We start from the raw sequence: 25,834 nt of genomic DNA on the forward strand, positions 1-25,834 counted from the left end.
AATAGGTTCAATGAATTTTTTCCTTGGGACAAATGTATTTCGGATAGGCGGGAGAAAAAAGCAATGAAGACGGGATATAGAATGATAAAAGGAGAAATGCTCTGATATTCAAATCAATGCATTCCTCCTTTCAACGGAAAATTAAGGTCTGTTTTAGAGCCTTTTTAGAGATATTGCGTGGCTAAATTCCTTTCTTTATTTGCATAATGTATTCTTCGAACTCTTCTTTCGGCACAATTGTTTTTCCTTTTACTCGTGCCTTATATACATATATAGTATTAATAGATAGGTTGAGGAACTTAGCAATCCGCTCGTTCTCGGTCACTCCCATACGAATCAGGGCAAAGATGCGCAACTCTGGTGGCAAGTTGCCTGCCTCATCCAGAATCACCTGGTCTTCCGGGCGGAAGAATTTATTGTATTCCGTCAGGAAATTCGGGAAGAGCTTCAGGAAGGTCTGGTCGAAGGATGAGAACATATTCTCCCGTTCAGACTTTATATCGAACTCCTTATGCGTGATTTGCAGATCATTGAATTGGCGTGCCTTCAATTTACGATCCTGTTTTTTCAGCAGATTCTCTACTTTGTCCAGATAATCGGATTTACCATAAAGAGATTGGAAGATATATTGGTCCTTGATCTCGTTGGACTCTTGTAGTTTTCCATTCACTTCTGATATTTCATTGAATTGCTGCTGAATGGATTGTTTAGCAGTTCTCAGCTTTTTCATTTGTTTATAAATGATGGACAGGGTGACTAAAAGTGAGATGACCAGCAGGCTCATTACTGCCAATGATATTGTCACTTCCCTTTTCCGCTCTTCTATCATTGTCAGGCGCTGCTTTTCAATGATGGGGAGTATAGTGTTTATTTCCATCTTACGGTGTCGGGCATTGTAGAAGTTCGTTTCTTCCAGTGCAATCTGAATGTATTTGCTGGCACGCAGAACGTCTCCCTTTCCGTACAGATAACTTGCCAGTTCCTTCTTTGCCGTCGTTTCCCGTGTAGCCGACCGTATATCCTGTATAGCTGATAGTGCCATGTAGTAAATGGCATGTTCAAAATCTCCCATCCCTATGTACATACGTCCCAGCATGGAGTAGATGATTGCTTTTTCATGTGGACAAACGTCGTAATCATTTAGCATTTGCTTGTACATCTGTATTTTCTTCTCATTGTCGCCCACACTGAATTTGAAAGCCTCTATCTTCTGGTGATAGAAGGAATTCTCGGGAGTATAGAGCAGGGCGGAATCACAATAGAGTGTTATCTTCTGGTTATAGTCTGCATTGAAAGGCGTTCCTTCATTGTAACTACTCATGTCGGAGTATAATCTCATGCATAGTTGATAGTAATCGGACTTGATAGAATCCGTAACATCTCCCACATGGATGGATTTCATCATGTCGTATGCTTCTTTGAATAGTCCGGTGGAAAGATAGCAATAAAGTAAGTTACAATCCGCCTCAGCCGACAGGTTCTTATCTACTAACTGGCGTGATATTTCTTCCGTTTGTATGGCATAAGAGTAAGCTGAATCGTATTGATAAGTGATGTATTCATTGAACAGACGGTTGCAGAGATTATACTTTTCCTGCTGGTTCTTGACGTATCGGAATTGCTGTTTTATGTCTTCTAACTTCTTTTCTTTCTGTTGGTAGTAGATTTCACGGTGTTCTATCTCGCTATCAAGGACAGAGAGTATAGAATCCACACGTTCTTTGGCGGACAGTCCAATAATCTGGCAGAGGAGCAAGAGGCTGAATAGGTATTTCATAATATGTATGTGGGTTAAGAAAGTACTGCAAATTTAGAGATTTATTTTAAATATTGCCTGTGAGTAAGAGAAAATAGTCGTTAACTTATTTATAGGAACTGATATTAATTAAGAGCATATCTGTAAAGTTCAGTATAATATCAGAGAATTGAGTGATTTCAGTCTTTCAAAGATTTTGTTGATAGGCAATAAGAGTGTCATTGGGAAAAACATTATCTTTGGGGGCATAAAAGTAAAAGGTATGAACCGTAACTTTATAACAAAAACTATGTACGAATGGGCTAATGAAATGAACTGTGCCGTAACCGTATGTGACACAGAAGGAGTCATCCTTTATATGAATGAGAAAGCATGCTGCACGTTTACCAAACATGGCAATCTGATAGGCAAGAATCTATTTGATTGTCATAACCCGCAATCGCAGGACAAGATACGCGAACTGCTTGAAACGGGAGGTATCAATGCTTATACCATTGAGAAGAACGGAGTCAGGAAAATGATTTATCAGACGGCATGGAAACAGGATGGTGTGGTGGGAGGCCTGGTAGAGATTTCCATGGAGATACCCGGAGAGATGCCACACTATGTGAGGAAATGAATCGTAAAATGGAAAGGTGATTATGCATGATGTGTTGCGAAGGCACTGAACGAAAAATCATACATATAGATATGGATGCGTTTTACGCATCTGTAGAACAGCGTGACAATCCAGAGTTGCGCGGAAAACCTATTGCAGTGGGTTATGCCGAAGAACGTGGTGTAGTGGCAGCTGCCAGTTATGAGGCGCGTCGCTTTGGAGTTCGTTCGGCTATGCCATCCACGAAAGCAAAGCGGCTTTGTCCGCAACTTATCTTTGTGCCCGGACGGATGGAGGTGTATAAGGATGTTTCCCGCCAGATACATGAAATTTTTCATGAATATACGGATATCATTGAGCCGCTTTCGTTGGATGAGGCTTTCCTGGATGTGACAGAGAATAAATCCGGCATTCCATTGGCTGTGGACATTGCCAAGGAAATCAAACAGAAGATACAGAGAGAACTTAATCTTGTAGCATCCGCCGGTATATCTTATAATAAGTTCCTGGCAAAGATTGCTTCGGACTATCGCAAGCCGGATGGACTGTGTACCATCCACCCTGACCAGGCGCTGGATTTTATAGCCCGTCTTCCCATCGAGAGTTTCTGGGGCGTAGGCCCGGTGACGGCAAAGAAGATGCATTCATTAGGGATTCACAATGGAGAACAGTTGCGAGCCTGTTCACAGGCCATGTTACTGCGTGAGTTCGGAAAAGTCGGTTCATCGTATTATGATTGTGCAAGAGGTATTGATCTTCGTCCGGTGGAGTCGGTGCGTATTCGTAAATCTATCGGCTGTGAACATACATTGGAGAAAGATATCTCGCAACGTTCATCGGTTATCATCGAGTTATATCATACTGCGGTGGAACTGGTTGGGCGTCTGGAACATAAAGATTTTAGAGGAAACACACTGACGCTGAAAATCAAATTTCATGATTTCAACCAGATAACCCGTAGTATTACGCAATCCAAAGAATTAATAACTCTTGATGTGATTCTTCCCTTGGCGAAACAATTACTGAAAGAAGTGGATTATGAACACCATCCTATCCGGCTGATAGGCCTCTCTGTTTCTAATCCGCGGGAGGAGACAGAGGAGAAGGGCGTTTGGGAACAGTTGAGTTTTGAGTTTAGTGATTGGAAATGAACTTGATTTATTAAACCGATATACAAATGGATGATTTTGTACCCAACTACGGATAATCAGGTACACTGTTCTGGCGGAACTTGTGTACTTTTGCCTCATCATATAACAGATAATCTAACTTTTAAATATCATGAAGAAGAACACGCTTTTCCGTATTTTCCTTTCTTTCTGCCTGCTTGTTGTAGCAGGTGTCTCTGCACATGCATATACTGAACGGAATCTTTTGCAAAAAGCTGCCGGTAGTGAAGAACAACTGAAAGAGGTATTGGTGATGAATCAGAAATGGGTACCTTATCCTGCTTATACCGACCGTGCCGGTTGGGATGCTTTGCTGGGTACCAATAAAGAAAATCTGATTCGTGCCGGAGAGAAAATGCTTAATTACGGATGGAAAGTAATCCGCGCCACCGATTATCTGGAATATGAACGTAGCGGCGAACGGAACATTATGCAAAATCCCTATGAGGCCAACCGGAAAGCAATCAACGTCCTGATGCTTGCCGAACTTGCCGAAGGAAAAGGACGGTTTATCGACCAACTGATAAATGGAGCTTTTTATAGTTGCGAGATGACTTCCTGGGTACTTTCTGCCCATCTGGTACGCCAGAGCACCAAACGCTCTTTGCCCGATTATCGCGAACAGGTGATTGATCTGGGTTCGGGAAACTTCGGTTCCATGTTGTCGTGGGTATATTACTTCTTCCATGATTCTTTCGATAAAATAGATCCTGTAATCTCTCAGCGCTTGCGTCATACTTTGCAGGAACGCATTCTCGATCCTTATATGAACAATGACCGGGAATGGTGGATGGCTTTCCAATGGAAACCGGGAATGATTATCAATAACTGGAATCCTTGGTGTAACTCCAATGTATTGCAATGCTATCTTTTATTAGAGAATGACCGTGACCGCCTGGCAAAGGCTGTTTGGCGCAGCATGCAGTCGGTAGACAAGTTCATCAATTTTGTAAAGGCTGACGGTGCTTGTGAAGAAGGACCGTCTTATTGGGGACATGCAGCCGGGAAAATGTATGACTATCTTCAGATACTTTCGGATGGAACAGCTGGAAAAGTATCTCTTTTCAATGAACCAATGATTCGCCGGATGGGAGAATATATCAGTCGTACGTATGTAGGAAACGGTTGGGTAGTGAACTTTGCGGATGCTTCTGCCAAGGGTGGAGGCGATGCACAGTTGATTTACCGTTATGGCCGTGCGGTCGGCAGTGAGGAAATGATGCAGTTTGCTGCCTATCTGTTGGATGGTAAGCGTCCTTCTGTGCCTTTGGGCAATGACACTTTCCGCTCCTTGCAGTCCATATTATGGAATGGAGAACTGGAAAAGACGACTGCTGCCCATACCATACCTGCTTGTACCTGGTATCCTGAAACGGAATTCTGCTATCTGACCAATAAGTCCGGCTGGTTCCTGGCTACGAAAGGCGGATTCAATAATGAAAGTCATAATCATAATGATGTAGGCACATTTTCATTGTATGTCAATACGATACCTGTGCTGATTGATGCGGGGGTAGGAACTTATACACGTCAGACATTCAGTAACGAACGTTATACCATCTGGACCATGCAAAGTAATTACCATAACCTGCCGATGATAAACGGAGTACCCCAGAGTTTCGGACAGAATTATAAGGCTACGGATGTTGTCTGCCAACCGAAAAAACGTTTCTTCTCAGCGAACATTGCGACTGCTTATCCGGAGGAAGCCGAGGTAAATAACTGGACACGTGCCTATTCATTGGGTGATAAGCAACTGACGATTACCGATAATTTCTCCTTGAAATCAGCGAAAGAACCTAATCAGGTGAACTTCCTTACTTGGGGAAAGGTGGATATTTCCGTGCCCGGAAAGGTGACGATAGATGTACAGGGACAGAAAGTAACTTTGGAATATCCCGGTGAATTCATAGCAACCGTTGAAACGATCAATTTGCCTGATACACGTCTTTCTAATGTTTGGGGAACGGAGATTTACCGTATTGCCTTGAAAGATAAAGATGCGCGATTAACAGGTAAGTATAAGTTTGTTATTAAATAAAAAAACTATATTTGCGTATTAGAATATAAGAAACGCAAAATTATGGGATGTTTTATGAATTTATTATGGCTGGTGTTCGGAGGTATTTTTACCGCTATAGAATATCTTGTTGCCAGTTTATTGATGATGATTACCATTATCGGTATTCCGTTCGGTATGCAAACTCTGAAAATGGCTTCACTTGCATTATGGCCTTTTGGCAAAACGGTGCGGAGCGGTGAACGTTCGGGTGGTTGTCTGTATATACTGATGAACGTGTTGTGGATACTTCTGGGCGGTATCTGGATTTGCCTTTCTCATCTGGCATTCGGTGTGGTGCTGTGCATCACCATTATTGGTATCCCCTTCGGACTACAGCATTTCAAACTGGCAGGATTGGCTTTGACGCCTTTTGGAAAAGACATTGTAAGCGACTGATAAAAGAAAAGGGCGAAAAACCTTTCGGTTTTCCGCCCTCATTCATTTTATTTAAAGGTGTTATTTACATGGTAGCCTGCTTTGCGAGCAGTTTTTGAAGTTTGCCATTCAAAGCCTGGCACATAGTTCCGTTTCCCATTGCTTGATAGCGTTTAATACGGTACTGTAACATAAAAATTTCATTTGCATTCTTTTTCATAATTGTCATCTTTTTGTGCTTTCCGCGTTTCGGAAAGCGGGTTTTACATCTTTTTCTTTTCTCTTATTAACGCTGCAAAGATACGAATTGTTCACGAGAAATATGTTTTAAAACATAAAATAATGCGCTTTTTATTCGCTTTTCTTTAGAAATCCCTAGTTTTGCTATGTGCATATTACAAAAATATGACTAAAAATGGAATAAATGATCTTTGTACGATCTATTAATAATTTGTATACCTTTGCAGCATCTTACACATAATCAACCCTTACAAACAGGAAGTCATAATGATAAATAAACTGTTGACACTTTTACGAAGCCCTTATCCATCATTGGTGAAGAGATGGAAAAGCGTGATAATACCTTCACTTATAGTGTTTCTGATCCTTTTTGTGTTGCAGCCTTTTGGCATTTCTATGATGGGAGGCTATAAATTCTGGGTAGTGTTAGGTTATGGAGTGGTTTCTTCATTGGCACTGAGTATCTCCACGTATTTGTTTCCAGCTTTGTTTCCCCGTTATCATAGTGAGAAGAACTGGACATTAGGCCGCGAATTGTTAGGGACCTTGGGAGCTTGTTTGCTGATTGCGATAGGTAACTGTTTCTATACGGCTTGGGTATTTGGTTCATTCATACTGAGCTGGAAAGGATTTCTGATAAGTTTGGCTTGGGTGGCGGTTCTTGCTCCTTTCCCTATTGTCTTCTTTTTGATGTGGAATCGTAATTTGCAGCTGGTACGTAATCTGAAGGAGGCAACGGAGATTAACTACGCTCTTGCGAAAAGAGAGAATACCCAGAAGGAGAAGATTCGGACAAGGAATGAGGAACAGATAGGAGAAGGTAGGGCAGTAGAAGAAGTAGCAGAAGAAGAAACTCCTATGCAGTTGGTTTTCTCCGGCGGAACGAAAGAAATGCTGGAAGTGGATGCCCATACCTTATTTTATGTAGAAGCAGAAGGAAATTATATTAGAGTAGCTTACAGTAGTGCGGATAAGATGCAGCAAAAGCTGGTGCGGGCTACTATGAAGCAGGCGGAAGAAGCAGTTGCTGCCTGTCCGTTTATTGTCCGTTGTCATCGGGCCTTTCTGGTGAACATACACACTGTGGTAAAAGTAGATGGAAACTCACAAGGATACCGTTTGAGACTGGAAGGATGTACGGAAGAAGTTCCGGTTTCCAGAGGCTATGCAAAAGAGATAAAAACGCTGATAGAAGGGGATACGGAAGGGTAGTCATTCGTCACAGAATAAAGAAAAATACAGCCATTCGTCACAGGAGGAGTGCTGTTTGTCACATATCCGGGTAGTCTGTCCCGGATATTTTTTTGCCTGAAATTCTTAGTCTATGTTTGCTGACGGAAATCGTAAAGAACATAGATAAAATGAAAAGATTGATTCTACTTTTTAGTGTAAGTGTATTGCTGATGGTGCAGCACTTGGAGGCGCAGACAGCTGTGACGGATACCGTTTTCTTGCAACTATACAATGATAGTGTAGATTTGAAGGAAGTGGTAGTGAAAGGTAAAAGAACGCCTGTTGCCAACAGTCGTTGGAGTGATATGAGGCCGGTGGAACTGGTGACCGTGGGAGGTGCAAACGGTGATTTGTATCAGGCATTGCAGACACTGCCGGGCACGCAGGTACAAGGAGAAAGTGGCCGGCTGCTGGTGCGCGGCGGAAGTAGTGATGAAACACAGACATACATTGACGGAATGCACGTCTTGAATCCTTATACGGCTACAGGTATAAACTCACCGGCGCGCGGGCGTTATTCCACTTTTATGTTCAGTGGTGTCAATCTGGAATCGGGCGGGGCTCCGTTGGAATACGGGGATGCACTCTCGGCTGTGTTACCATTGGAGACAAAGGATAAGAGCCCTATCAATAAGTTAGGCATCAATGCCTCTACGGTAGGCTTCGGTGGAGGAGGTACACGGGCTTTCGATAAAGGTTCACTTTCGGTGAACCTGGATTATCAGGACTTATGTGTCTATGATCATATCTATTCAGGACGTACGGATTTTGAAGATCCCTACCGGATGATGACCGGATCGGCACAATTCCGCTATCATCCCGATGATGCTACGCTTTTCAAGATTTATGGCGGCTATGATCATACTGACTTTTCCAATTATGAAGGCGCTGAACGTAGACTGTTCGATCTGAATGAGAATAATTTCTATCTTAATACAACTTTCCGTAAGCGTACTTCCGGTGGATGGAACTGGTTTGCAGGTGCAGCATTCTCTTTCTTTGAACAGAAGATAGGTAATGTATCACTTTCGGCAGATCATTGGATGGAACAACAACAGGAACTTCATGCAAAGGCAAAAGTGTTCAAGCGTATTTCTCCGGCTTTTCGTCTGGATATGGGAGTGGAGAGCTTTATCCGCCGGTATGAGAATCGTTATCAATATCAGATGAAAGAGGCGGAGGGAATAGATAGCCATCATGAAATCAATCCGACGATCAGTGCAGGCTTTCTTTCGGCAACTTACTATCCGGTGGAGCAATTGAAGGCGGAACTTTCTGTCCGCACAGAATATACTTCATTGAATGAAAAGGTGAATTTCTCACCCCGTCTGGCTGTTAATTACTATTTGGGAGATGTAGTGCTCTCAGCTACGGCGGGACGATATACACAGTTGCCGGTTAGCAGATTACTGGCTCAGGAAAACAAGTTGAAATCGGAATCATGCATTCAGTATAATCTGGGTGCGCAGTATGAGGGTGATGGACGTTTCTACAAGGCTGAACTTTATTATAAGAAATATGACCGTCTGGCATTGGTGGAAAAGGGAACGGTAAATGCAGCGGAAATGCTGACTTCCGGTGGTCATGGTTACAGTAAAGGTTTCGACTTATTCTTTAATGACCGTGTTCTGTTGAAGAATCTGGAATACCAGCTTTCCTATACGTATAATATTGCTAAGCGGAAGTTTCAGGAATATACGGAACTGACTACTCCGCAATATGCCACTCGGCACAATGCATCCGTAGTGCTGAAGTATTCCATTCCGCGAATCGGCACGATAGTCGGTCTGACGAACCGTTTCAGCAGTGGGCGTCCCTATCATAATCCGGATTTACCGGGCTTGATGAATGATCATGTGAAGCCTTATAACAGTCTTGATCTCGGACTGACATTCCTGCCTAGTAAGAAGGTGATTATCCATGCTTCTGCTACCAATATCCTTTGTCGGAAAAATGAGTTTGGGCGGGTGAATAATAAAGCTATTCTGGCTTCAAACGATCATTTCTTCTATATCGGGGTGTTTATCACACTTGGGAAGAAGGCGGCTTATGATGTTTCTAATTTCTAATTTAATTAAAAAAAGGTCCGTGTTCGTCCGCCTAATCCGTGTCGTCCGCGTATCTATTTATAAACTCTTTAAAAACAATTCAAATGAAAGCAATGATTATTAGTTTCGTATGTGTTTTGACTTTTGCAACTCAAAGTCTGTCTGCACAAAATCTTACTCTGGAAGTACGTGGTATTGAAAATGTGGCTGGTAAACTCTATGTTGCCATCTACAACTCTCAGGAGACATTCATGAAGAAGCCGCTTGCCGGTTTTGCAGTAGAGGTGAAGGATAAAGTTGTGTCTATCCCCTGTAAAGGACTCCCGACAGGAACTTATGCCTTCTCTATGTATCAGGATGAGAATGGAAATGGTAAATTGGATACCGGTGCTTTCGGTATTCCTGTGGAGAAGTTTGGTTTCAGCAATGATGCCGAAGGCGTTATGGGCCCCCCTTCTTACGAAAAATGCAGTTTTACCTTCTCTGAGGATACAACTTTAGTGGTACATCTGAAATAAACTTCAGATAATTCTTTAACTTTGTAGCTCACACCTTAATTAATGTAAGTATTATGAGACGAGCTACACAACTTTTCGGAATATGCTGGCTACTTTGTCTGCTTGCTGCCTGTGGAGAATCCCATTTCATGACCGATGCCTCGTATCGTTCGCGCGTGGAGCAGGACTTTCAGCAAAAGAAGGCTCTGATGCCGCAGGGAGAACTATTTACGATACTGGATGATGCTTCGCTGAGCACTTATGAGCAGGAAGCCTTGGAATTCCTTTATGCCTATATGCCACTGGCGGATATTACTGATTATCCCGGTGAATTTCACTTAATGAATATCCGCGCATCCCAGCGTGCCGCAGAGGAAATGCCTTGGGGAAAGACCATTCCCGAAGATTTGTTCCGCCATTTTGTACTTCCGGTGCGGGTGAACAACGAACAACTGGATAGTGCGCGGGTAGTGTTCTATAAGGAGTTGAAAGACCGTGTGAAATCCCTTTCTTTGTATGATGCCATCCTGGAAGTGAACCATTGGTGTCATGAGAAAGCCGTCTATATGCCTTCCGATGCCCGTACCAGTTCACCACTGGCAACAGTGAGTACTGCTTACGGGCGTTGTGGCGAAGAATCTACCTTGCTGGTGGCGGCACTTCGCTCGGTAGGTATTCCGGCACGGCAGGTTTATACACCACGATGGGCACATACGGACGATAACCATGCATGGGTGGAAGCCTGGGCAGATGGTAAATGGCATTTCTTGGGTGCCTGCGAACCGGAACCGGTACTGGATCTTGGTTGGTTCAATGCCCCTGCCAGTCGCGGAATGTTGATGCATACAAAGGTTTTCGGACGTTATGAAGGAAAAGAAGAAGTAATGTCCGTTAACCCCACGTATACGGAAATCAATGTGATTGATAATTATGCGCCTACAGCGCAAGCCAAGGTTATGGTGAAAGATGAAGCGGGAAATCCGGTTCCTGACGCCTGCGTGGAGTTCAAACTCTACAATTATGCGGAATTCTATACCGTAGCAACGAAACATACCGACGATGGTGGTGTGTGCGGACTGACTGCCGGAAAAGGGGATATGCTTGTCTGGGCCTCCAAAGATGGCCGTTTCGGTTTCTCTAAACTTTCCTTTGGCAAGCAAGCGGAGCTGACCGTAACCCTTGATAAGGAAGCGGGTGACAGTTTCACGGTAGATATTGATATCGTGCCTCCCGCAGAAAGTGCCAACTTACCCGACGTGACGCCGGAACAGCGGGCGGAAAATGACCGCAGACTGGCAATAGAAGACTCTATTCGTAATGCTTATGTGGGTAAGTTCATCTCGGAAGAGGCAGCACGCAATTTTGCGAGAGATTATAAGTTAGATCGGGATGCAGTAGCCAAAATTCTGATTGCAGCCCGTGGAAATTACAGAGTGATTCGTGAGTTCATGACTCGTCTGCGTTCTGATAACTCCAGGAAAGGAGGGATAGACCTTTTGCAGCAGATTTCGGCAAAAGACCTTCGTGATGTTCGTCTGGATGTGTTGATAGATCACATGCAGTCTCGTGTGCGTACGACGAATGCCGGATATTTCCGTAAATATGTGCGTAACCCGCGCGTAAGCAATGAAATGTTGACTCCGTATAAGACTTTCTTTGGCAAGGTGATCTCGAAAGAAGATGTTGAGGCTTATGTGGCAGAGCCTATGAAGATGGTTGCATGGGTGGCAAAGAACATCCAGGTGAACAAGGTATGTAATCTGGGGGCACCTCCTGTATCTCCCGAAGGTGTGTGGAAAGCACGTTTGGCCGATGCCCACAGTCGTGATATCTTCTTCGTGTCCATGGCGCGCAGCATGGGAGTTCCCGCACGCATTGATGAGGTGACGGGTAAAGTACAGCTGATAACTGACGACGGAGCCATAGATGTGAACTTCGAAGTAGCCGGACAGGCACCTGCGCAGAGGGGCAGGCTTGCAGCTAAATATACACCGATTCAGTCATTGGATAATCCGAAATATTATTCTCATTTCACTATTTCCAAAGTAACTCCGCAAGGTAATTTACAGTTGTTGTCTTATGATGAGGGTGACACAGACATGGGTGGCGGCGTTACATGGAGCAGTTTGCTGAAGGAGGGAACATCTCTGGATGCCGGAGATTATATTCTGGTAACCGGTACCCGCCTGGCAAGTGGTGGTGTATTGGCGCAAATGACATCATTGAATGTGAAAGCAGGTGGACGTACAGAAACGAAACTGGTGATGCGTGAAAATAAAGATGAAGTACAGGTTATCGGAAACTTCAATTCGGAGAGCTTGTTCACAACATTGGAAGGCGGCAACAAGCAAAGTCTGCTTCAAGCCTGTGGCCGTGGATACTTCGTTGTCGGTATTCTTGGGGTGAACCAGGAGCCTACAAACCATGCCTTACGGGATATCTCTGCTTTGAAAGCCGATCTGGAGAAATGGGGTAGAAAGCTTGTATTACTCTTCCCGAATCAGGAACAGGCCGGCAAATATCGTGCTGCTGACTTCTCCGGTTTACCCAATACTGTGATTTATGGAATCGACACAGAAGACATAGCTCAGCAGATTGTGAAGAATATGAAGCTGAAACGTAAAGATACATTGCCCATATTTATCATTGCCGATACCTTCAATCGCGTGGTATTTGTTTCACAGGGTTATACCATCGGCTTGGGTGAGCAGTTAATGAAAACGGTGAAAGGACTATAAGAAAAGCAACAATAGAGTGGGAGAGGCTTATTTGCAAGCCTCTTCCATTTTTTGTATCACTTCCGGTGAGGGTAACCCCTCTGTCATTCCTGTCAGCAATAAACTGAAGTTATCGGCTAACACTTCTTCCGGGTCAATGATGTACTGAGTATTACGTCCCATTTTGTCATAAAAATCAGAGGCTTCGTTAATAGAGTAAACCACTGTCTTACCTTCTTTCTCAATCGCTTTGCAGGTATTCTTGTCGATGGGAACGAGGCCAATGTTGAGGTATTGGAAGAAGCTACCTCTCTCATAAGGGCTGGTTGAATAAATAACCATGCAGCAATCTTTCTTTTCACCGTTGATGGTAAAAGTAGCATAGCTGTCGTGGCGGATAACATCCGGATTGGAGATAAACCGTTCTTTCAACTCTTCGGGAAATTCTATTTCCTTCGGAAGAATATTAAAACCGATGATGCTGTACATTTTCTTGCGGAAATCCGGATTGTTCCGGGTAAGGACGTGAAATGCTTCATGTGCCAGCAATTTGATTGCATATTCGGGATGTTCGAGCAACCTGTCAATAAGTACGATGTAAGTATCTCGGGTGTATCCTCCCGCGCCACCTTCTTCTTTTATCGTTGATTTTATTAATCTGACTTCTTCAGGGAAAGGGAGTCTCAGGCTTTTTTCACGGATAATCTGATTGATGGATTGAGACGATTTCCGAAGCAAAGCCGTTTCCTCGTCATTCCAATTACGGGTCTGTGCGCCGGCAAACTGCAAATATCCCTGTTTTCCGCCTTCGATACCAACAGTGTGTGAAGCCAAATCAAATGAGCTCCATCTGCGGATATGCTCATCTTCTTTCTGAAGTAGGAGTGCGGCTTCTTCCTGTTTCAGGAAAGCAGGCGCAATGGTGTCGGAAGTAGAGTTTAGGGAACTTTGTTTTTTAGCTTCATGCGCACATGAAATGCTGAGGAGAGTAAATAAAGTGATTACACTTAATGCCTTCATATTGACTGTTTTAAATTAATTCTTAATAGGATCGGTCAACGTCTTGATTGTCTTTTTTACACGTTCTACAGTAGTGATAGGGCGTTGATATTCTTCTATGTTCACAGTACCCCCCATCGAAACAGTTCCGTTCCTATGCAGCATTTTGCTTTCGATGGTCTCTCTTGCTGAGAAGTGGAACTCCCGGATACCGGTTTCCATGGCGATGTGAGCGATATTATTTTCATTTATTCCGCAACCTGCCAATAGGATAATACGCCCGTCTGCCTGCTGCTGCAATTTCTTTAATAAAGGGATACCCTGTTCGGCCGTGGCCTGTGCACCGGAAGTAAGAATACGGTTACAACCTAACTCTATGATTTGCTCCAGCGCTTCCTGCGGATTGCGGCATACGTCGAAAGCACGATGGAACGTTATGGACATGCCTTGTGATACTTCGATCAACTGCCTCATTAAGGACAGGTCTACATCTCCTTTAGCGGTAAGACAACCGAATACAACTCCGTCTGCTCCCAATCGACGGGCGTTGTCGATATCCTTCAGCATAATGCGTTGCTCGATAGGGGAGTACAGAAAATCTCCGCCACGGGGACGGATGATGACGTGCAAAAGAGTCTTTGTTAAGGCTTCCCGGGCAATGACGATATCTCCGTAGGATGGGGTAGTACCTCCTTCCGGTATTCCGGCACATAGCTCCACCCGGTTTGCTCCCCCTGCCTGTGCGGCAAGGCAACTCTCTACGGAGTTGGCACAAACTTCAAATTGATATGGCTCCATAATTGACAATCAGGATTACTTGGTTTGTGGATGCAAAAATAAGAAACAGTTTCGTGAATAACAAAGAAAACAAAAAGAGGCAGGGATTTTTTGTTTCCCCACCTCTTTATCACTAATTTCAATCTTTACAATTTATTTCGCATAACTTACTGCGCGTGTCTCACGGATTACCGTGATCTTCACTTGTCCCGGATACGTCATCTCATCCTGTATCTTCTTCGCGATTTCACCGGAAAGGTTTTCAGTCTGCTTGTCGTCAATCTTATCGGCACCAACAATTACGCGCAACTCACGACCTGCCTGGATAGCATACGTCTTCGTCACACCCGGATAGGCCATTGCCAACTGTTCCAGATCGTTCAGTCGCTTGATGTAAGCTTCAACAATTTCGCGGCGTGCTCCCGGACGGGCACCTGAGATAGCATCACATACCTGTACGATGGGTGCCAGAAGGCTCGTCATCTCCACTTCATCGTGGTGGGCACCGATAGCGTTGCAGATATCCGGTTTTTCCTTGAATTTCTCAGCCAGCTTCATACCATAGAGTGCATGCGGCAATTCCGGTTCTTCATCGGGCACTTTACCGATATCATGCAGCAATCCGGCACGTTTTGCTTTCTTGGGGTTCAGACCCAGTTCCGATGCCATCACAGCGCAGAGGTTGGCTGTTTCGCGGGCATGCTGCAACAGGTTCTGACCATAAGAAGAACGATATTTCATCTTACCGATAATACGGATCAGTTCAGGATGCAAACCATGGATACCGAGGTCAATCGTAGTACGTTTACCGGTTTCGATGATTTCTTCTTCCACTTGCTTGCGTACCTTAGATACAACTTCTTCGATACGTGCCGGGTGGATACGTCCGTCAGTCACCAACTGATGCAGTGCCAGGCGGGCAATTTCACGACGTACAGGGTCGAAAGCCGATAATACGATAGCTTCCGGCGTATCATCTACTACAATTTCCACACCTGTTGCGGCTTCAAGTGCACGGATATTGCGGCCTTCGCGACCGATAATGCGTCCCTTGATTTCGTCTGATTCAATGTGGAATACGGTCACTGAATTTTCAATGGCAGTTTCCGTAGCTACACGCTGTATGGATTGTATTACGATACGTTTTGCTTCTTTGCTGGCAGTCAGCTTGGCATCGTCCATGATGTCGTTGATGAAGGACTGTGCCTGCGTCTTGGCCTCTTCTTTCAAAGATTCGATCATGCGTTCTTTAGCTTCTTCGGCCGAGAGTCCGGAAATGGTTTCCAGTTTTTCGATCTCTTGCTGTTGCAGTTTATCCAGTTCGTCTTTCTTCTTGTCGATAATAACCAACTGGGCTTCCAGGTTTTCTTTCACCGCTTCAGCTTCCGACTTCTTACGCTGTATCTCTTCCTGGCGTTGGTTCAGCACCAACTCACGTTGTTTCAACTTGTTCTCCGCTTGCTGAATTTTCTGGTTGCGGATCGCTACTTCTTTCTCCAAGTCTGCTTTTTTGTTCAGGAACTTCTCCTTCACTTCGAGCAGCTTATTCTTCTTAATCACTTCCGCTTCAGTCTCGGCTTCTTTCAGGATGTTGTCATATTTGGACCTCAAGCCGTGCTTGAAGAACATGTACGACAGAAATCCACCGATAATGAAACAGGCAATGGATACTAGTATTGTTACTGTCATTTCAATTTGTTTTAAGTATATATAAATAAAAACGCACTGCAGAAAAGTCGCCTCCGTTCTCTGAAGGTCACTTTTACACAGTGCGCGGTTTTTTTATCTTTTGCTGGCTCTGGTGCTATTGAAAAGTCTTCCGGACGTTTACAGTCCTTTAAAGTATGTTTCCAACACCTCGGTCAGTTCTTCTATCTTGTCGGCATACGGGCGGGTGTCGTTTCGGTTTTTCATTTTCAGGTTCTCCAAGGCAAATTGATAGGCCACCATGGCTATAATCTTCTCAGGAGTCACATTCTGGTAATGTTCTCGATACGCATTGAGCCGTATATCCACCTGTTTGGCGGCTTCTCTCACCATTTCTTCCTCTTCACGCGGTATGGTGAGGGGATAGGTGGTGCCAGCCATCTGTAGGTTTATCTTTATCTTATCGTTCATACATCTCGTTATTCGTTCAACAAAGCGATGCATTTATCGACTTCACGCACTAATTTGGACAATCGCAGTTTCGTCTCTTTTACGTCGCTGCCGTTAAGGCTGATTGTCATTGCTGTTTTTAGGTTCGTATAGTCATCTTCCAAAGCTTCATATTCAGCATGTACCTGTTCGCATTCTTCTTGTTTGTTTTTTAGAAGTTGCTTTAGTTCAGCATTTTCGCGCCTCAATTCGTCATGTAAAAAGACTAAATGACGCAGTCTCGCTTCAAAGGTACTTAATCGCTTCTTTTCTTCGTCAGTCATTACTATACCAAAATTGTACACAAAAATACAATTAACTTGGAGATTACAAAAACTTTTCAGGAAAAAATGTTGCCTGTGTGTCGAAATAACATGAAAACGGTACTTATGCGGACTGAAAAGGGCTTGTCGGGCGGTGCCTAAAAACTAATCTCTGTCTTGCAAGAAACTAATCCCGGCACTGCGATAAACTAATATTTTCCTTGCATATTATTATTCATACAATAATTATTATAGTTTCTTACAATAATTGTTGTAAGAAAGAAATATAACTATTGTAGGAAACTTTTATATCTGTTGTACGAATAATAATATGCAAGGAAAATATTAGTTTATCGCAGTGCCGGGATTAGTTTCCTGCAAGGTCGGGATTAGTTGGTTATAGTTGCGGAATTAATTCTTTTTGGAGCGAATTTTAATCAAAGTCAGGAGAACCGATACGCGGACTATCACCATTCCCCTCCTCCAGTTGGAGAAGGGGTGCCCAGAGGGCGGGGTGGTAGGTGAGAAAAAAGTCCCTTATTTCTATTAATAATCAGGTACTCGGTTGTTTCCTACCACCTCCCCCTTTCAGGGTACTCCGCCTTCCGGAAGGAGGAGAATGGAGATAGTACTGTTGATTATTTGATTCTTTTTTCTCTCCTATAAATTAATTCCAAAGTATTTGCGCATCTCTGAAAACTTTCTTTCTGTTGTTTATAAATTAATTTATTAAATAATTTGGTTTATAAAATAAACTACTTATATTTGCATCGGAGTTCGAACCCGAAATGTATGATTATTGTAGAATTTTAATTGATGTACAGTTATGAAAACAATTGGTTTTAAATGGGTTGCATTATTTGTTGCATGCGTATGTGCTGTCTCGGTATCAGCACAGAGCGACTTGACAGTGAAAGTGAAGAACATTCGTTCTGCAAAAGGAAAGGTGATGATTGCTGCCGATAAGGGGCAATATGCAATGGTGGATGCTACGGGTGATACAGTAACACTTGTATTGAAAGAAGTACCTGAAGGAAAATGCAAATTGTATGTATACCACGATGAAAACGGTAATTATCAATTGGACAGAGTAGACGGTGTACCGACAGAGAATTGTGCGATTGTGGATTTAGACATGACAGTTGAAGCAAAAACAATTGATGTCGAGTTGGCCGATCTGCGGAATAAAGCTAAAAAATAATTTTATGGAAGAGAAAGACATTATTATGGAAGACAAAGAATTGAACGAGCAAGAGAGTTTGAAACTTATCACTCAAATGATACAGAATACCCGACGTAATTTAGATACGGGTAGTGGAAATATGTTTTTGTTATGGGGATATGTTTCTGCAATAGTTACGTTGGTAGTTTTTGCAGGAATCTATTGGACGCGAAATCCTGTTTGGATGTGGGGCTTTTGGGGAATTCCGGTTTTAGGTTATCTCTTTAGCTTCATACTGGTACGTAAGCAACGTAAGCTCGCAAAGTCGTATGGCGATAAGGTATTGAATGAAATGTGGCAAATCATGGGGCTGCTTTGTATTGCGATTGTACTTGGAGCAACGTTTACCAATCATTATGAGATAATTCTGCCGATATGCGCAATCCTTATTTCTCTAAGTAGCATTATAACCGGGAGCATAATTCGCTATACACTCTTTTCCGGCTTCCCTGCTTTTGGGATTGCATTGGGACTGAATATGTTATTCAGCATTCTGGATAAGACTTCTTCCTATTTGTCATTGTTAGAATTTGTATTGGTGATTGTTTTTGCATTGATTATTCCCGGGCATATTCTGAATTATTGTGCAAGAAAGGATAATAAACGATGAGTACCGGATCATTAACAGCAGAAAAAGCTGATATATTTGAAGAGGGTAATATAGAGGCTATTACCCGAATGATGCAAAATCGCAAGAAGAATCAACTTTGGCTGGCAGTTACCTCACTAATGGTATTTTGCCTGTATTGGCTTTCTAATGTGGTGTTATGGGTACCTTGGAGTCATAGCACGCAATTGGGTATCATTTTGATGTTAACTGTAAATCCCGTCTTTTGGGGAGTAGGCATATATGTTTGTCTGGCTTGCGAAAGTGGAGTAAGGAATCTGATGAAGAAAGCTCTTCTGTTAGCCTTGATTGCGGTAGGAATATCTTTGCTTTCCGACTATCTGTTTTTTGCAGTATATATGAAGTCGAAGGACGTATGGCACATTACTACATTCTATGGTTATGCCTGGTTAGCCATACTGGCTTTGGGTGAAGCGTGCTTATTAAAGAAAAAATTGATGACTAAACAATATCCCGTAACGAAAAGGTTGTTTCTTGTGTTGGGCGTTGTCTTATTATTGTTGTTATTTTCTTTATTTTATCTATTAACAGAATGAAAAAATGGGAGCTTGGGTGATATATATGCTTGCGGGAAATTGGGCTTTAATGCTCTATTTGATATTAAATGTATATGATTGGGAAAAGTGATATATTAAAGAAAGGGAATCTTTGTGCTTTGGTAGGTAGCAGACAGAAGAGAAAGAATCCGGAATGTATATGATTAAAATAATTTGTATTGAATATGGACAATAAGAAATTGAATGAGCAAGAGAGTTTAGAACTCATCACTCAAATGATACAGAATACAAAGTTCAAGATGGTGAAAAACGCCGGAACTCCTTTTTTAGTATGGGGCTACATGACTGTGGTGACCTCTTTGCTGGTTTGGTATCTCCTGAAAGAAACCGGCAATTATAACTGGCAGTTTTTATGGTTTCTGATGCCGGCTGTTTCTTACCCGGTCACTATCTACAGTCAGAGGAAAAAGCAAAGGATGGCAAAAACATATATCGACCGGATAGTAGGATATGTATGGGTAGTCTTCGGGCTATGCGGATTGCTGATTTCATGTGTATCTATGATCTATTGGAGTCTGCCTATACTCTTTGTAATCCTGTTGATGATGGGGATGGGAACTACTTTAACCGGGCTGATTATAAACATGAGGCTGGTTACGGTAAGCGGTGTGCTGGGTATATTTGCATCATTGGGTTGTTTGTATATAGACAAGTTTGACCAGATTTTGCTTTTTGCTTTAGCCTTTGTCTTCATGATGGTTATCCCGGGACACTATTTGAACATAATGTCAAAACGAGGAGTTTAATGTATTATCTTTGCACTATAAAAAAATAGAAAGAAAGCATGTTTAAAGAACTGAACCCCTTACTGCATTCCGAACTGCGCTTGGCGGTGATGTCGTTGCTTATTGGTGTCGAAGAGGCAGACTTTGTCTTTATCCGGCAACAGACGGGAGCAACGGCGGGCAACCTCAGCGTGCAGATTGATAAACTCAATAAAGCGGGGTATGTGGAGGTGACGAAGACGTTCAAGGGAAAGATGCCTTGCACTATCTGTAAGATTACGCCACAGGGAGTAGACGCTTTTGAAGAGTATGTGGAAGCACTGAAAACATATATTATAAAATAATGAAAGCAGACTTTATGATCAGAGTAGCTCTGCAGTCGGATACTGTTGAGCTGAAACAATTATTTCAGAATACCGTTCTCGCGATAAATAGACGCGATTACTCACAGGCGGAAGTTGAAGACTGGGCATCGTGCGGAGATAACCTTGCTAATATAAAAGATATGATAAAGACCCACTATTTTATTGTAGCTGTTAATCAACAGTCGGAAATCGTAGGTTTTTCATCTATCACTCCGCAAGGTTATTTACACTCTATGTTTGTGCACAAGGATTTTCAAGGCAAAGGCATTGCTATAATGCTTTTGAATGAAATAGAACAGTATGCAATTACAAATGGGATTATGCGGATTACATCAGAAGTGAGTTTAACAGCCCGCCCTTTCTTTGAAAAAAGAGGTTATATAGTGGAGGAAGAGCAAAAGCGCAAGGCTAATCAGCTTTCTCTTACTAATTTCTGGATGGCTAAACAAATGATATATCCGGAAAACTTATAGAATAGACAGAAATCAGATTGAAGTTTTCCGATACTATTCTCTTTTTCTTGTAACATTCTGGAGTGGCCCGTATCTAAAGGAAAAACTTTAGAATATATGGCGATGAAAAGATTACTTTTGACCCTGATGTTATTGGGAACTTCTCTTTTGATTTTTGCACAGGATTATCCTTTTTCGGTAGTAAAATCGGGAACAGGAAAACAAGCGGTTATATTTATACCCGGTTTTGCATGCTCGGGTGATGTCTGGGCAGAAACAGTCAGCGTACTGAAAGACAGTTATACCTGCTATGTGCTGACTATGGCGGGCTTCTCGGGCGTTGCACCTGAAGAGTGTCCATCATTCGAAAGATGGAAAATGCAGATTGCAAAGTTTATCAAAGAGGAGCGGATAGAGAAACCTATTCTTGTGGGGCATAGTATGGGAGGTGGTTTGACACTTGCAATTGCGGCTGAATTCCCGGAGCTTACAGGAAAAATTGTGATTGTAGATGCCTTGCCTTGTCTGATGGCTTTGACAGTTCCTGATTTTAAATCTGCTCCTGATAATGACTGCACTGATCTGATTGACAGGATTACAGCTATGGATGAGGAGCAATTTGTGCAAATGCAAAGAATGAGTGCGGCAACGCTTACCACTGATTCATTGAGATTTGCCGAAATAGTAAACTGGGGATTGGCATCTGACAGAAAGACGTATGCTAAACTCTTCTGTGATTTCTCGAATACAGATTTAAGGGAATGTATAAAGAATATAGTTGTTCCTTCTCTCGTACTTTTGGAGCCTTATTTCAAACATATAGATACGGTCATTAAGAATCAATATAAGAATTTGTCAGTAGCACAAATCAGATATGCAGATAAAGGCTTGCATTTTGTGATGTTTGATGATAGGGAATGGTTCATTCATCAAATTTGTGAATTTATAAAAGAGCGTTAAGTGGAATTTGAAGATATATATAGGAGGTACTGGAATAAAATATTCCGCTTATGCATGGGGTATGTAAATGACTGCAGCTTAGCTCAGGACATGGCTCAGGAAACTTTTATTAAAGTCTGGCAATATCTGCCTACCTTCAGGAATGAAGCCAATATTGATACTTGGATATTTCGTATTGCAACCAATAACTGTCTGCGTCAGCTGGAACGGAAGAAGCAAATCTTATCTACGCAGTTTCCTGCCGATTTATTTGAAGATGAAAAGACGGATATTGAGCCGCAGATTCAGTTACTATACAAGTTTATTGCAGAACTTTCGGAGATAGACCGCATTATCATTTCGCTGGAACTGGAAGATGTCAGGCAAGCGGATATAGCGCAAATCATTGGATTGTCGGAGAGTAATGTCCGTGTAAGAATTCATCGTATAAAAGCCCAGTTAACAAGAAAATTCAAAGAATATGGAGAGCAATATTGATATAAAAGAATTGTGGAACAGGCAGGCTGTTCCGGCTGCCGATCAATCTGAAATATTGAATAAGATCAGCCGTTTCAGAAAGAGCGGTCTTAAAAAGGGGATATTTCTTGATGTTATCTTAGTGTTGACTATCCTTTTTATGATATTTATCTGGATCTATTTCAAACCGCAATTCTTGAGTACTAAGATTGGAATCATTGTGGGAATCTTGCCGATGTGTATTGTGGTGGTAGTCAATCGGAAGATAACTTCTTTGTATAGGTCATTGGACGAGAAACAGTCGAATATCGATTATCTGAATAATTTGCTTATGCTGAAAGGGAAAGAAACTTTCATGCAGACTAAGGTAATGAGTTTATATTTCATTTTGCTATCCTCCGGTATCTTTCTTTATATGTATGAATATACTCTTAATTCATCTTTTACATTCAGACTGATAGTGTATTCTGTTTTGTTTTTATGGATTGCCCTTAATTGGTTTGTTCTGCGTCCTGTAATGATTAAAAAGAATAGGTGGAAGATGGATTGCTTGATCAGACAGATCGAAAAGATTAAGTCGCAAGTGGATGAATTTTAGTTTCTAAAAAAAAGTTGTACATTTACTCGCTCAAAATAAAAAGATGCAGTATGAAAATTTTAGTTACTTACGCCGTACAGGGTGAGTTTACGGAGTTAAAGTTTCCCGGATTGATAGGAGAGGAAGAAGTTCACATCGGTTATATTCGTACAGGAGTAGGCAAAGTGAAGTCAGCTTATTATGTTTCTGAAGTGCTCAATCAGGCTAAGCCGGACTTGGTGATCAATGTAGGTACGGCGGGAAGCATTGATTGCCAGGTAGGAGATATTCTGGTGTGCCGTCATTTTATAGACCGTGATATGCAGAAGTTAGCCGATATGGGCTTGGAATATGAGATTGATTCTTCTACTTTGCTGGCAGAGAAGGGATACTGTATGCATTGGGCAGGAGAAGGCATTTGTAATACAGGTGATACTTTTCTGACGGAACTTTCGGATGTGAAAGGCGATGTGGTCGATATGGAAGCTTTTGCGCAAGCCTTTGTTTGCCGTGCCAAGAATGTGCCTTTTATTGCTGTGAAGTATGTGACGGATATCATAGGACAGAACTCCGTGAAGCATTGGGAGGATAAACTGGCTGATGCTCGTAAGGGGTTGGGGGAATTCTTTGAACAGATAGGTGGAGCGGTAAAATAAGCATCTACTTCAGCGTCTTAAACGAAAGGATATGATAGGTTACTCCTGCTGCAATAATCAGGAGTATTACTTTTACCCATATATACGGTATGATAAAAAACACGCAGTAGAGCATGGTGATCCACATCAGCGAGATGGAAATTATCTTTGCACGTAGAGGGATGGCTTTGTTTTCACGAAAGTTGCGGATATAAGGGCCGAGATGCTTATGATTTAATAACCAGTTATACAGGCGAGGCGAACTTTTAAAGTAGAGTGCAGCCGTGAGTAGCAGAAATGGAGTAGTGGGTAGCAACGGCAGAAAAATGCCGAGGATACCAAGTGCCAAAGAGAGTGTACCAAGTGCTATATAAAGGGTTTTCATGCCGCAAAAGTACTCTTTTTTTGTTTACGGAGAAAGTTCTGTTTGCTTTGTTATCTGACATTCACTTTAAATGCTTATGTTTGCGAAGAATTTTCAATAAAGTCAAAACATGTATTTGAGAAAGTCCGTCTTCACGCTATTGCTGATACTGTGTAATGTATTTGTTGTGGTGGCACAGACCACTGCAGATTCTTTAGCACTTGTTACTGCTCGTTGGAATGTAACTTCTATGGGAAAAGATGTACTTTGTCGCGAAGCGGAGTTCGTTTCTTTGTATGGTGTTCCGCAGCATGTTGCTATTCTTGAAATCAAACCGGAACAACATCGGTTTGACATTTTAATTCATTCTCCTAAAGAAGAAACCAGTAATGCTGCCCGTCGTTCCGGTGCAGTGGCGGCTATTAACGGTTCTTATTTCAATATCAAGCAAGGAACTTCTATCTGCTATTTGCGGAAAGACGGGGTGGTGGTGGATACTACTGCGACCGGTGTACTCAGTACTGTATCCAATGGTGCCGTGAAAATAGATAAAGGGAAACTGGACATCATAGCTTGGAAGAAACAGGATGAGAAAACTTGCGAACAGAAAGAAGGGAGTATTCTCGTTTCCGGTCCGTTGATGCTGCTGGATGGAAAAGCTTGTGATTTGTCTGCTTGTAACCGGTCATTCGTTCAGACTAAACATCCACGGAGTGCCGTAGCTCTGATGAAGGATGGAACGGTATTTCTGATTGCGGTTGCGGGCCGTTTCGAAGGTAAGGCGGAAGGTATCAATATCCCTGAGTTGACACATCTTCTTCGTGTATTGGGTGCAAGGAAAGCTTTGAACCTGGATGGTGGTGGTTCTACTACACTCTGGAGTGCTTCCGCACCGGATAATGGAATTGTAAACAAGCTTACTGACAATAAACTTTATGATAATAAAGGGGAGCGTAAGGTTGCCAATTCACTTTGTGTTTATGAATAAAAGCGGAAGATTTAAACTGTAATCCTTAGAATTTTTGTACTTTTGTGCCGTGCCGAGGTGACATTAGGTGCGACAACAGACAAAGTATTTTCTTAATTAGCGTATTAACAAGAATATGTATACAGTTATCAAACGCATGGAAATATCAGCTGCCCATAGCCTGAAACTTTCCTATCGCAGCAAATGTGAGGATCTGCATGGTCACAATTGGATTATCACAGTCTACTGCCGTTCCCGGAAACTCAATGCCGATGGAATGGTAGTTGATTTCAGTCACATCAAAGAAACGGTGAAAGGAAAGCTCGATCACCGTAATTTGAATGAAGTTCTTCCATTCAATCCTACCGCAGAGAATATAGCCCGCTGGATATGTGAGCAGATATCTACTTGCTTTAAAGTCGAGGTGCAGGAATCTGAATCCAATGTAGCCATTTATGAGAAAGAATAACCCTACTGAAAGCCGGCACAAATATTTTTTATGAGAAAGATTAATGAGATTTTTTATAGCTTGCAAGGTGAAGGCTATCACACCGGCACGCCTGCTGTCTTTATCCGCTTTTCCGGTTGCAACCTGAAATGTTCTTTTTGCGATACACGGCATGAAGAAGGTGTGCTGATGTCCGATGATGAAATAATTGCCGAAGTAGGAAAGTATCCGGCTGTTACGGTTATCCTGACGGGTGGAGAACCTTCTCTCTGGATTGATGAGGTTTTTATCGACCGTTTGCACCAGGCGGGAAAGTATGTCTGTATCGAAACGAATGGAACGACCCCATTAGCCCAAAATATTGATTGGGTGACCTGTTCTCCCAAGCAAGGGGTGAAGTTGGGGATCACCCGTATGGATGAGGTGAAGGTAGTTTACGAAGGTCAGGACATTGGGGTCTACGAGTTGCTTCCTGCTGAATATTTCTTTCTGCAACCCTGTTCATGTAGCAATACTGCGGAAACAGTGGCGTGCGTCATGCAACATCCTAAATGGCGGTTAAGTCTGCAAACACATAAACTGATTGACATTCGTTAATGAATCGGGTA

Annotated in this window: 29 protein-coding genes; 21 read left to right on the forward strand and 8 right to left on the reverse strand. The window is 42.5% G+C overall.

Annotated elements, in window-relative coordinates:
• Window positions 1-181: 181 nt before the first annotated feature.
• On the reverse strand, window positions 182-1,777 hold the full coding sequence (locus tag K6V21_RS13620) for a DUF6377 domain-containing protein (protein ID WP_224318948.1): 1,596 nt from the start codon (window positions 1,775-1,777) through the stop codon (window positions 182-184).
• 268 nt (window positions 1,778-2,045) lie between these two features.
• Between K6V21_RS13620 and K6V21_RS13625 the strand changes: the two genes are divergently transcribed.
• The 4 genes from K6V21_RS13625 (at window position 2,046) to K6V21_RS13640 (ending at window position 5,981) form a co-directional block, all read left to right on the forward strand.
• Complete coding sequence (locus K6V21_RS13625) at window positions 2,046-2,375, forward strand: PAS domain-containing protein (protein ID WP_224322044.1); 330 nt, start codon at window positions 2,046-2,048, stop codon at window positions 2,373-2,375.
• Between the two features lie 26 nt (window positions 2,376-2,401).
• The gene (gene dinB, locus K6V21_RS13630) at window positions 2,402-3,505 is read left to right on the forward strand and encodes a DNA polymerase IV (protein WP_217715838.1); all 1,104 of its coding nucleotides are present in this window, start codon (window positions 2,402-2,404) and stop codon (window positions 3,503-3,505) included.
• A 130-nt stretch (window positions 3,506-3,635) separates the two neighbouring features.
• Window positions 3,636-5,564, forward strand: a complete 1,929-nt coding sequence (locus K6V21_RS13635; protein WP_224318949.1) for a heparinase II/III-family protein — start codon at window positions 3,636-3,638, stop codon at window positions 5,562-5,564.
• 42 nt (window positions 5,565-5,606) lie between these two features.
• On the forward strand, window positions 5,607-5,981 hold the full coding sequence (locus K6V21_RS13640) for a YccF domain-containing protein (RefSeq protein WP_118295162.1): 375 nt from the start codon (window positions 5,607-5,609) through the stop codon (window positions 5,979-5,981).
• Between the two features lie 64 nt (window positions 5,982-6,045).
• Here K6V21_RS13640 and K6V21_RS26675 read toward each other — a convergent pair whose 3' ends face one another.
• Window positions 6,046-6,180, reverse strand: a complete 135-nt coding sequence (locus K6V21_RS26675; protein WP_007215668.1) for a hypothetical protein — start codon at window positions 6,178-6,180, stop codon at window positions 6,046-6,048.
• A gap of 287 nt (window positions 6,181-6,467) precedes the next feature.
• Between K6V21_RS26675 and K6V21_RS13645 the strand changes: the two genes are divergently transcribed.
• The 4 genes from K6V21_RS13645 (at window position 6,468) to K6V21_RS13660 (ending at window position 12,716) form a co-directional block, all read left to right on the forward strand.
• Window positions 6,468-7,412, forward strand: coding sequence for a LytTR family DNA-binding domain-containing protein (locus K6V21_RS13645; protein ID WP_224318950.1), 945 nt, complete (start codon window positions 6,468-6,470; stop codon window positions 7,410-7,412).
• A gap of 149 nt (window positions 7,413-7,561) precedes the next feature.
• On the forward strand, window positions 7,562-9,502 hold the full coding sequence (locus tag K6V21_RS13650; RefSeq protein WP_224318951.1) for a TonB-dependent receptor plug domain-containing protein: 1,941 nt from the start codon (window positions 7,562-7,564) through the stop codon (window positions 9,500-9,502).
• Between the two features lie 83 nt (window positions 9,503-9,585).
• Window positions 9,586-9,999 (forward strand): DUF2141 domain-containing protein, encoded by a 414-nt coding sequence (locus tag K6V21_RS13655; protein WP_044533012.1) that lies wholly within the window; start codon window positions 9,586-9,588, stop codon window positions 9,997-9,999.
• A gap of 53 nt (window positions 10,000-10,052) precedes the next feature.
• Window positions 10,053-12,716, forward strand: coding sequence for a transglutaminase-like domain-containing protein (locus K6V21_RS13660; RefSeq protein ID WP_224318952.1), 2,664 nt, complete (start codon window positions 10,053-10,055; stop codon window positions 12,714-12,716).
• A gap of 27 nt (window positions 12,717-12,743) precedes the next feature.
• Here K6V21_RS13660 and K6V21_RS13665 read toward each other — a convergent pair whose 3' ends face one another.
• The 5 genes from K6V21_RS13665 to K6V21_RS13685 all read right to left on the reverse strand — a co-directional run bounded on the left by K6V21_RS13665 (window position 12,744) and on the right by K6V21_RS13685 (window position 16,891).
• Complete coding sequence (locus K6V21_RS13665) at window positions 12,744-13,715, reverse strand: hypothetical protein (protein WP_224318953.1); 972 nt, start codon at window positions 13,713-13,715, stop codon at window positions 12,744-12,746.
• 15 nt (window positions 13,716-13,730) lie between these two features.
• Window positions 13,731-14,492, reverse strand: a complete 762-nt coding sequence (locus K6V21_RS13670) for a copper homeostasis protein CutC (RefSeq protein ID WP_217715844.1) — start codon at window positions 14,490-14,492, stop codon at window positions 13,731-13,733.
• 132 nt (window positions 14,493-14,624) lie between these two features.
• Window positions 14,625-16,160, reverse strand: coding sequence for a ribonuclease Y (gene rny / locus K6V21_RS13675; protein ID WP_217715845.1), 1,536 nt, complete (start codon window positions 16,158-16,160; stop codon window positions 14,625-14,627).
• A 138-nt stretch (window positions 16,161-16,298) separates the two neighbouring features.
• Window positions 16,299-16,589, reverse strand: coding sequence for a cell division protein ZapA (locus K6V21_RS13680; RefSeq protein ID WP_217715846.1), 291 nt, complete (start codon window positions 16,587-16,589; stop codon window positions 16,299-16,301).
• A gap of 8 nt (window positions 16,590-16,597) precedes the next feature.
• Window positions 16,598-16,891, reverse strand: a complete 294-nt coding sequence (locus K6V21_RS13685; RefSeq protein ID WP_115502689.1) for a hypothetical protein — start codon at window positions 16,889-16,891, stop codon at window positions 16,598-16,600.
• An 805-nt stretch (window positions 16,892-17,696) separates the two neighbouring features.
• On the opposite strand from K6V21_RS13685, the gene K6V21_RS13690 reads away from it, so the two are divergent.
• The 10 genes from K6V21_RS13690 to K6V21_RS13735 all read left to right on the forward strand — a co-directional run bounded on the left by K6V21_RS13690 (window position 17,697) and on the right by K6V21_RS13735 (window position 23,468).
• Window positions 17,697-18,071 carry a DUF2141 domain-containing protein gene (locus K6V21_RS13690; protein WP_224318954.1) on the forward strand — a complete coding sequence of 125 codons (375 nt, stop codon included), beginning with the start codon at window positions 17,697-17,699 and terminating at the stop codon, window positions 18,069-18,071.
• Between the two features lie 4 nt (window positions 18,072-18,075).
• Window positions 18,076-18,702 (forward strand): hypothetical protein, encoded by a 627-nt coding sequence (locus K6V21_RS13695; RefSeq protein ID WP_224318955.1) that lies wholly within the window; start codon window positions 18,076-18,078, stop codon window positions 18,700-18,702.
• Entirely contained in the window at window positions 18,699-19,256 is a 558-nt protein-coding gene (locus K6V21_RS13700) for a hypothetical protein (RefSeq protein WP_115502435.1), read from the forward strand. Before K6V21_RS13695 ends, K6V21_RS13700 begins: the two co-directional genes overlap by 4 nt.
• A 185-nt stretch (window positions 19,257-19,441) precedes the next feature.
• On the forward strand, window positions 19,442-20,023 hold the full coding sequence (locus K6V21_RS13705; RefSeq protein WP_115502688.1) for a hypothetical protein: 582 nt from the start codon (window positions 19,442-19,444) through the stop codon (window positions 20,021-20,023).
• 38 nt (window positions 20,024-20,061) lie between these two features.
• Window positions 20,062-20,346 carry a winged helix-turn-helix domain-containing protein gene (locus tag K6V21_RS13710; RefSeq protein ID WP_007213050.1) on the forward strand — a complete coding sequence of 95 codons (285 nt, stop codon included), beginning with the start codon at window positions 20,062-20,064 and terminating at the stop codon, window positions 20,344-20,346.
• The gene (locus tag K6V21_RS13715; RefSeq protein WP_117691581.1) at window positions 20,346-20,840 is read left to right on the forward strand and encodes a GNAT family N-acetyltransferase; all 495 of its coding nucleotides are present in this window, start codon (window positions 20,346-20,348) and stop codon (window positions 20,838-20,840) included. Before K6V21_RS13710 ends, K6V21_RS13715 begins: the two co-directional genes overlap by 1 nt.
• Before the next feature lie 96 nt (window positions 20,841-20,936).
• Window positions 20,937-21,779: an alpha/beta fold hydrolase gene (locus K6V21_RS13720; RefSeq protein WP_118295057.1), complete on the forward strand. Its 843-nt coding sequence runs from the start codon at window positions 20,937-20,939 to the stop codon at window positions 21,777-21,779.
• Window positions 21,780-22,256 (forward strand): RNA polymerase sigma factor, encoded by a 477-nt coding sequence (locus K6V21_RS13725; RefSeq protein WP_217715850.1) that lies wholly within the window; start codon window positions 21,780-21,782, stop codon window positions 22,254-22,256.
• Entirely contained in the window at window positions 22,240-22,833 is a 594-nt protein-coding gene (locus K6V21_RS13730; RefSeq protein ID WP_224318956.1) for a hypothetical protein, read from the forward strand. Before K6V21_RS13725 ends, K6V21_RS13730 begins: the two co-directional genes overlap by 17 nt.
• 50 nt (window positions 22,834-22,883) lie before the next feature.
• Window positions 22,884-23,468, forward strand: a complete 585-nt coding sequence (locus K6V21_RS13735) for a nucleosidase (protein ID WP_115502430.1) — start codon at window positions 22,884-22,886, stop codon at window positions 23,466-23,468.
• 4 nt (window positions 23,469-23,472) lie between these two features.
• On the opposite strand, the gene K6V21_RS13740 is transcribed toward K6V21_RS13735, so the two are convergent.
• Window positions 23,473-23,832 carry a YbaN family protein gene (locus K6V21_RS13740; protein WP_007666073.1) on the reverse strand — a complete coding sequence of 120 codons (360 nt, stop codon included), beginning with the start codon at window positions 23,830-23,832 and terminating at the stop codon, window positions 23,473-23,475.
• A 109-nt stretch (window positions 23,833-23,941) separates the two neighbouring features.
• Between K6V21_RS13740 and K6V21_RS13745 the strand changes: the two genes are divergently transcribed.
• The 3 genes from K6V21_RS13745 (at window position 23,942) to K6V21_RS13755 (ending at window position 25,823) form a co-directional block, all read left to right on the forward strand.
• A complete protein-coding gene (locus K6V21_RS13745) occupies window positions 23,942-24,799 on the forward strand; it encodes a phosphodiester glycosidase family protein (protein ID WP_224318957.1) in 858 nt (285 codons plus the stop codon).
• Between the two features lie 115 nt (window positions 24,800-24,914).
• Entirely contained in the window at window positions 24,915-25,247 is a 333-nt protein-coding gene (gene queD, locus K6V21_RS13750) for a 6-carboxytetrahydropterin synthase QueD (RefSeq protein ID WP_224318958.1), read from the forward strand.
• 30 nt (window positions 25,248-25,277) lie between these two features.
• The gene (locus K6V21_RS13755) at window positions 25,278-25,823 is read left to right on the forward strand and encodes a 7-carboxy-7-deazaguanine synthase QueE (RefSeq protein WP_224318959.1); all 546 of its coding nucleotides are present in this window, start codon (window positions 25,278-25,280) and stop codon (window positions 25,821-25,823) included.
• The last annotated feature ends 11 nt before the right edge of the window (window positions 25,824-25,834 follow it).

The sequence above is a fragment of the Bacteroides cellulosilyticus genome, assembly GCF_020091405.1.
Lineage (GTDB): Bacteria > Bacteroidota > Bacteroidia > Bacteroidales > Bacteroidaceae > Bacteroides.

What these genes read in the sequence shown, in the direction of transcription:
- K6V21_RS13620 (WP_224318948.1), bottom strand. Translation starts at nt 1,777, where the DNA reads ATGAAATACCTATTCAGCCTCTTGCTCCTCTGCCAGATTATTGGACTG.
- K6V21_RS13625 (WP_224322044.1), top strand. Translation starts at nt 2,046, where the DNA reads ATGTACGAATGGGCTAATGAAATGAACTGTGCCGTAACCGTATGTGAC.
- dinB (WP_217715838.1), top strand. Translation starts at nt 2,402, where the DNA reads ATGATGTGTTGCGAAGGCACTGAACGAAAAATCATACATATAGATATG.
- K6V21_RS13635 (WP_224318949.1), top strand. Translation starts at nt 3,636, where the DNA reads ATGAAGAAGAACACGCTTTTCCGTATTTTCCTTTCTTTCTGCCTGCTT.
- K6V21_RS13640 (WP_118295162.1), top strand. Translation starts at nt 5,607, where the DNA reads ATGGGATGTTTTATGAATTTATTATGGCTGGTGTTCGGAGGTATTTTT.
- K6V21_RS26675 (WP_007215668.1), bottom strand. Translation starts at nt 6,180, where the DNA reads ATGAAAAAGAATGCAAATGAAATTTTTATGTTACAGTACCGTATTAAA.
- K6V21_RS13645 (WP_224318950.1), top strand. Translation starts at nt 6,468, where the DNA reads ATGATAAATAAACTGTTGACACTTTTACGAAGCCCTTATCCATCATTG.
- K6V21_RS13650 (WP_224318951.1), top strand. Translation starts at nt 7,562, where the DNA reads ATGAAAAGATTGATTCTACTTTTTAGTGTAAGTGTATTGCTGATGGTG.
- K6V21_RS13655 (WP_044533012.1), top strand. Translation starts at nt 9,586, where the DNA reads ATGAAAGCAATGATTATTAGTTTCGTATGTGTTTTGACTTTTGCAACT.
- K6V21_RS13660 (WP_224318952.1), top strand. Translation starts at nt 10,053, where the DNA reads ATGAGACGAGCTACACAACTTTTCGGAATATGCTGGCTACTTTGTCTG.
- K6V21_RS13665 (WP_224318953.1), bottom strand. Translation starts at nt 13,715, where the DNA reads ATGAAGGCATTAAGTGTAATCACTTTATTTACTCTCCTCAGCATTTCA.
- K6V21_RS13670 (WP_217715844.1), bottom strand. Translation starts at nt 14,492, where the DNA reads ATGGAGCCATATCAATTTGAAGTTTGTGCCAACTCCGTAGAGAGTTGC.
- rny (WP_217715845.1), bottom strand. Translation starts at nt 16,160, where the DNA reads ATGACAGTAACAATACTAGTATCCATTGCCTGTTTCATTATCGGTGGA.
- K6V21_RS13680 (WP_217715846.1), bottom strand. Translation starts at nt 16,589, where the DNA reads ATGAACGATAAGATAAAGATAAACCTACAGATGGCTGGCACCACCTAT.
- K6V21_RS13685 (WP_115502689.1), bottom strand. Translation starts at nt 16,891, where the DNA reads ATGACTGACGAAGAAAAGAAGCGATTAAGTACCTTTGAAGCGAGACTG.
- K6V21_RS13690 (WP_224318954.1), top strand. Translation starts at nt 17,697, where the DNA reads ATGAAAACAATTGGTTTTAAATGGGTTGCATTATTTGTTGCATGCGTA.
- K6V21_RS13695 (WP_224318955.1), top strand. Translation starts at nt 18,076, where the DNA reads ATGGAAGAGAAAGACATTATTATGGAAGACAAAGAATTGAACGAGCAA.
- K6V21_RS13700 (WP_115502435.1), top strand. Translation starts at nt 18,699, where the DNA reads ATGAGTACCGGATCATTAACAGCAGAAAAAGCTGATATATTTGAAGAG.
- K6V21_RS13705 (WP_115502688.1), top strand. Translation starts at nt 19,442, where the DNA reads ATGGACAATAAGAAATTGAATGAGCAAGAGAGTTTAGAACTCATCACT.
- K6V21_RS13710 (WP_007213050.1), top strand. Translation starts at nt 20,062, where the DNA reads ATGTTTAAAGAACTGAACCCCTTACTGCATTCCGAACTGCGCTTGGCG.
- K6V21_RS13715 (WP_117691581.1), top strand. Translation starts at nt 20,346, where the DNA reads ATGAAAGCAGACTTTATGATCAGAGTAGCTCTGCAGTCGGATACTGTT.
- K6V21_RS13720 (WP_118295057.1), top strand. Translation starts at nt 20,937, where the DNA reads ATGGCGATGAAAAGATTACTTTTGACCCTGATGTTATTGGGAACTTCT.
- K6V21_RS13730 (WP_224318956.1), top strand. Translation starts at nt 22,240, where the DNA reads ATGGAGAGCAATATTGATATAAAAGAATTGTGGAACAGGCAGGCTGTT.
- K6V21_RS13735 (WP_115502430.1), top strand. Translation starts at nt 22,884, where the DNA reads ATGAAAATTTTAGTTACTTACGCCGTACAGGGTGAGTTTACGGAGTTA.
- K6V21_RS13740 (WP_007666073.1), bottom strand. Translation starts at nt 23,832, where the DNA reads ATGAAAACCCTTTATATAGCACTTGGTACACTCTCTTTGGCACTTGGT.
- K6V21_RS13745 (WP_224318957.1), top strand. Translation starts at nt 23,942, where the DNA reads ATGTATTTGAGAAAGTCCGTCTTCACGCTATTGCTGATACTGTGTAAT.
- queD (WP_224318958.1), top strand. Translation starts at nt 24,915, where the DNA reads ATGTATACAGTTATCAAACGCATGGAAATATCAGCTGCCCATAGCCTG.
- K6V21_RS13755 (WP_224318959.1), top strand. Translation starts at nt 25,278, where the DNA reads ATGAGAAAGATTAATGAGATTTTTTATAGCTTGCAAGGTGAAGGCTAT.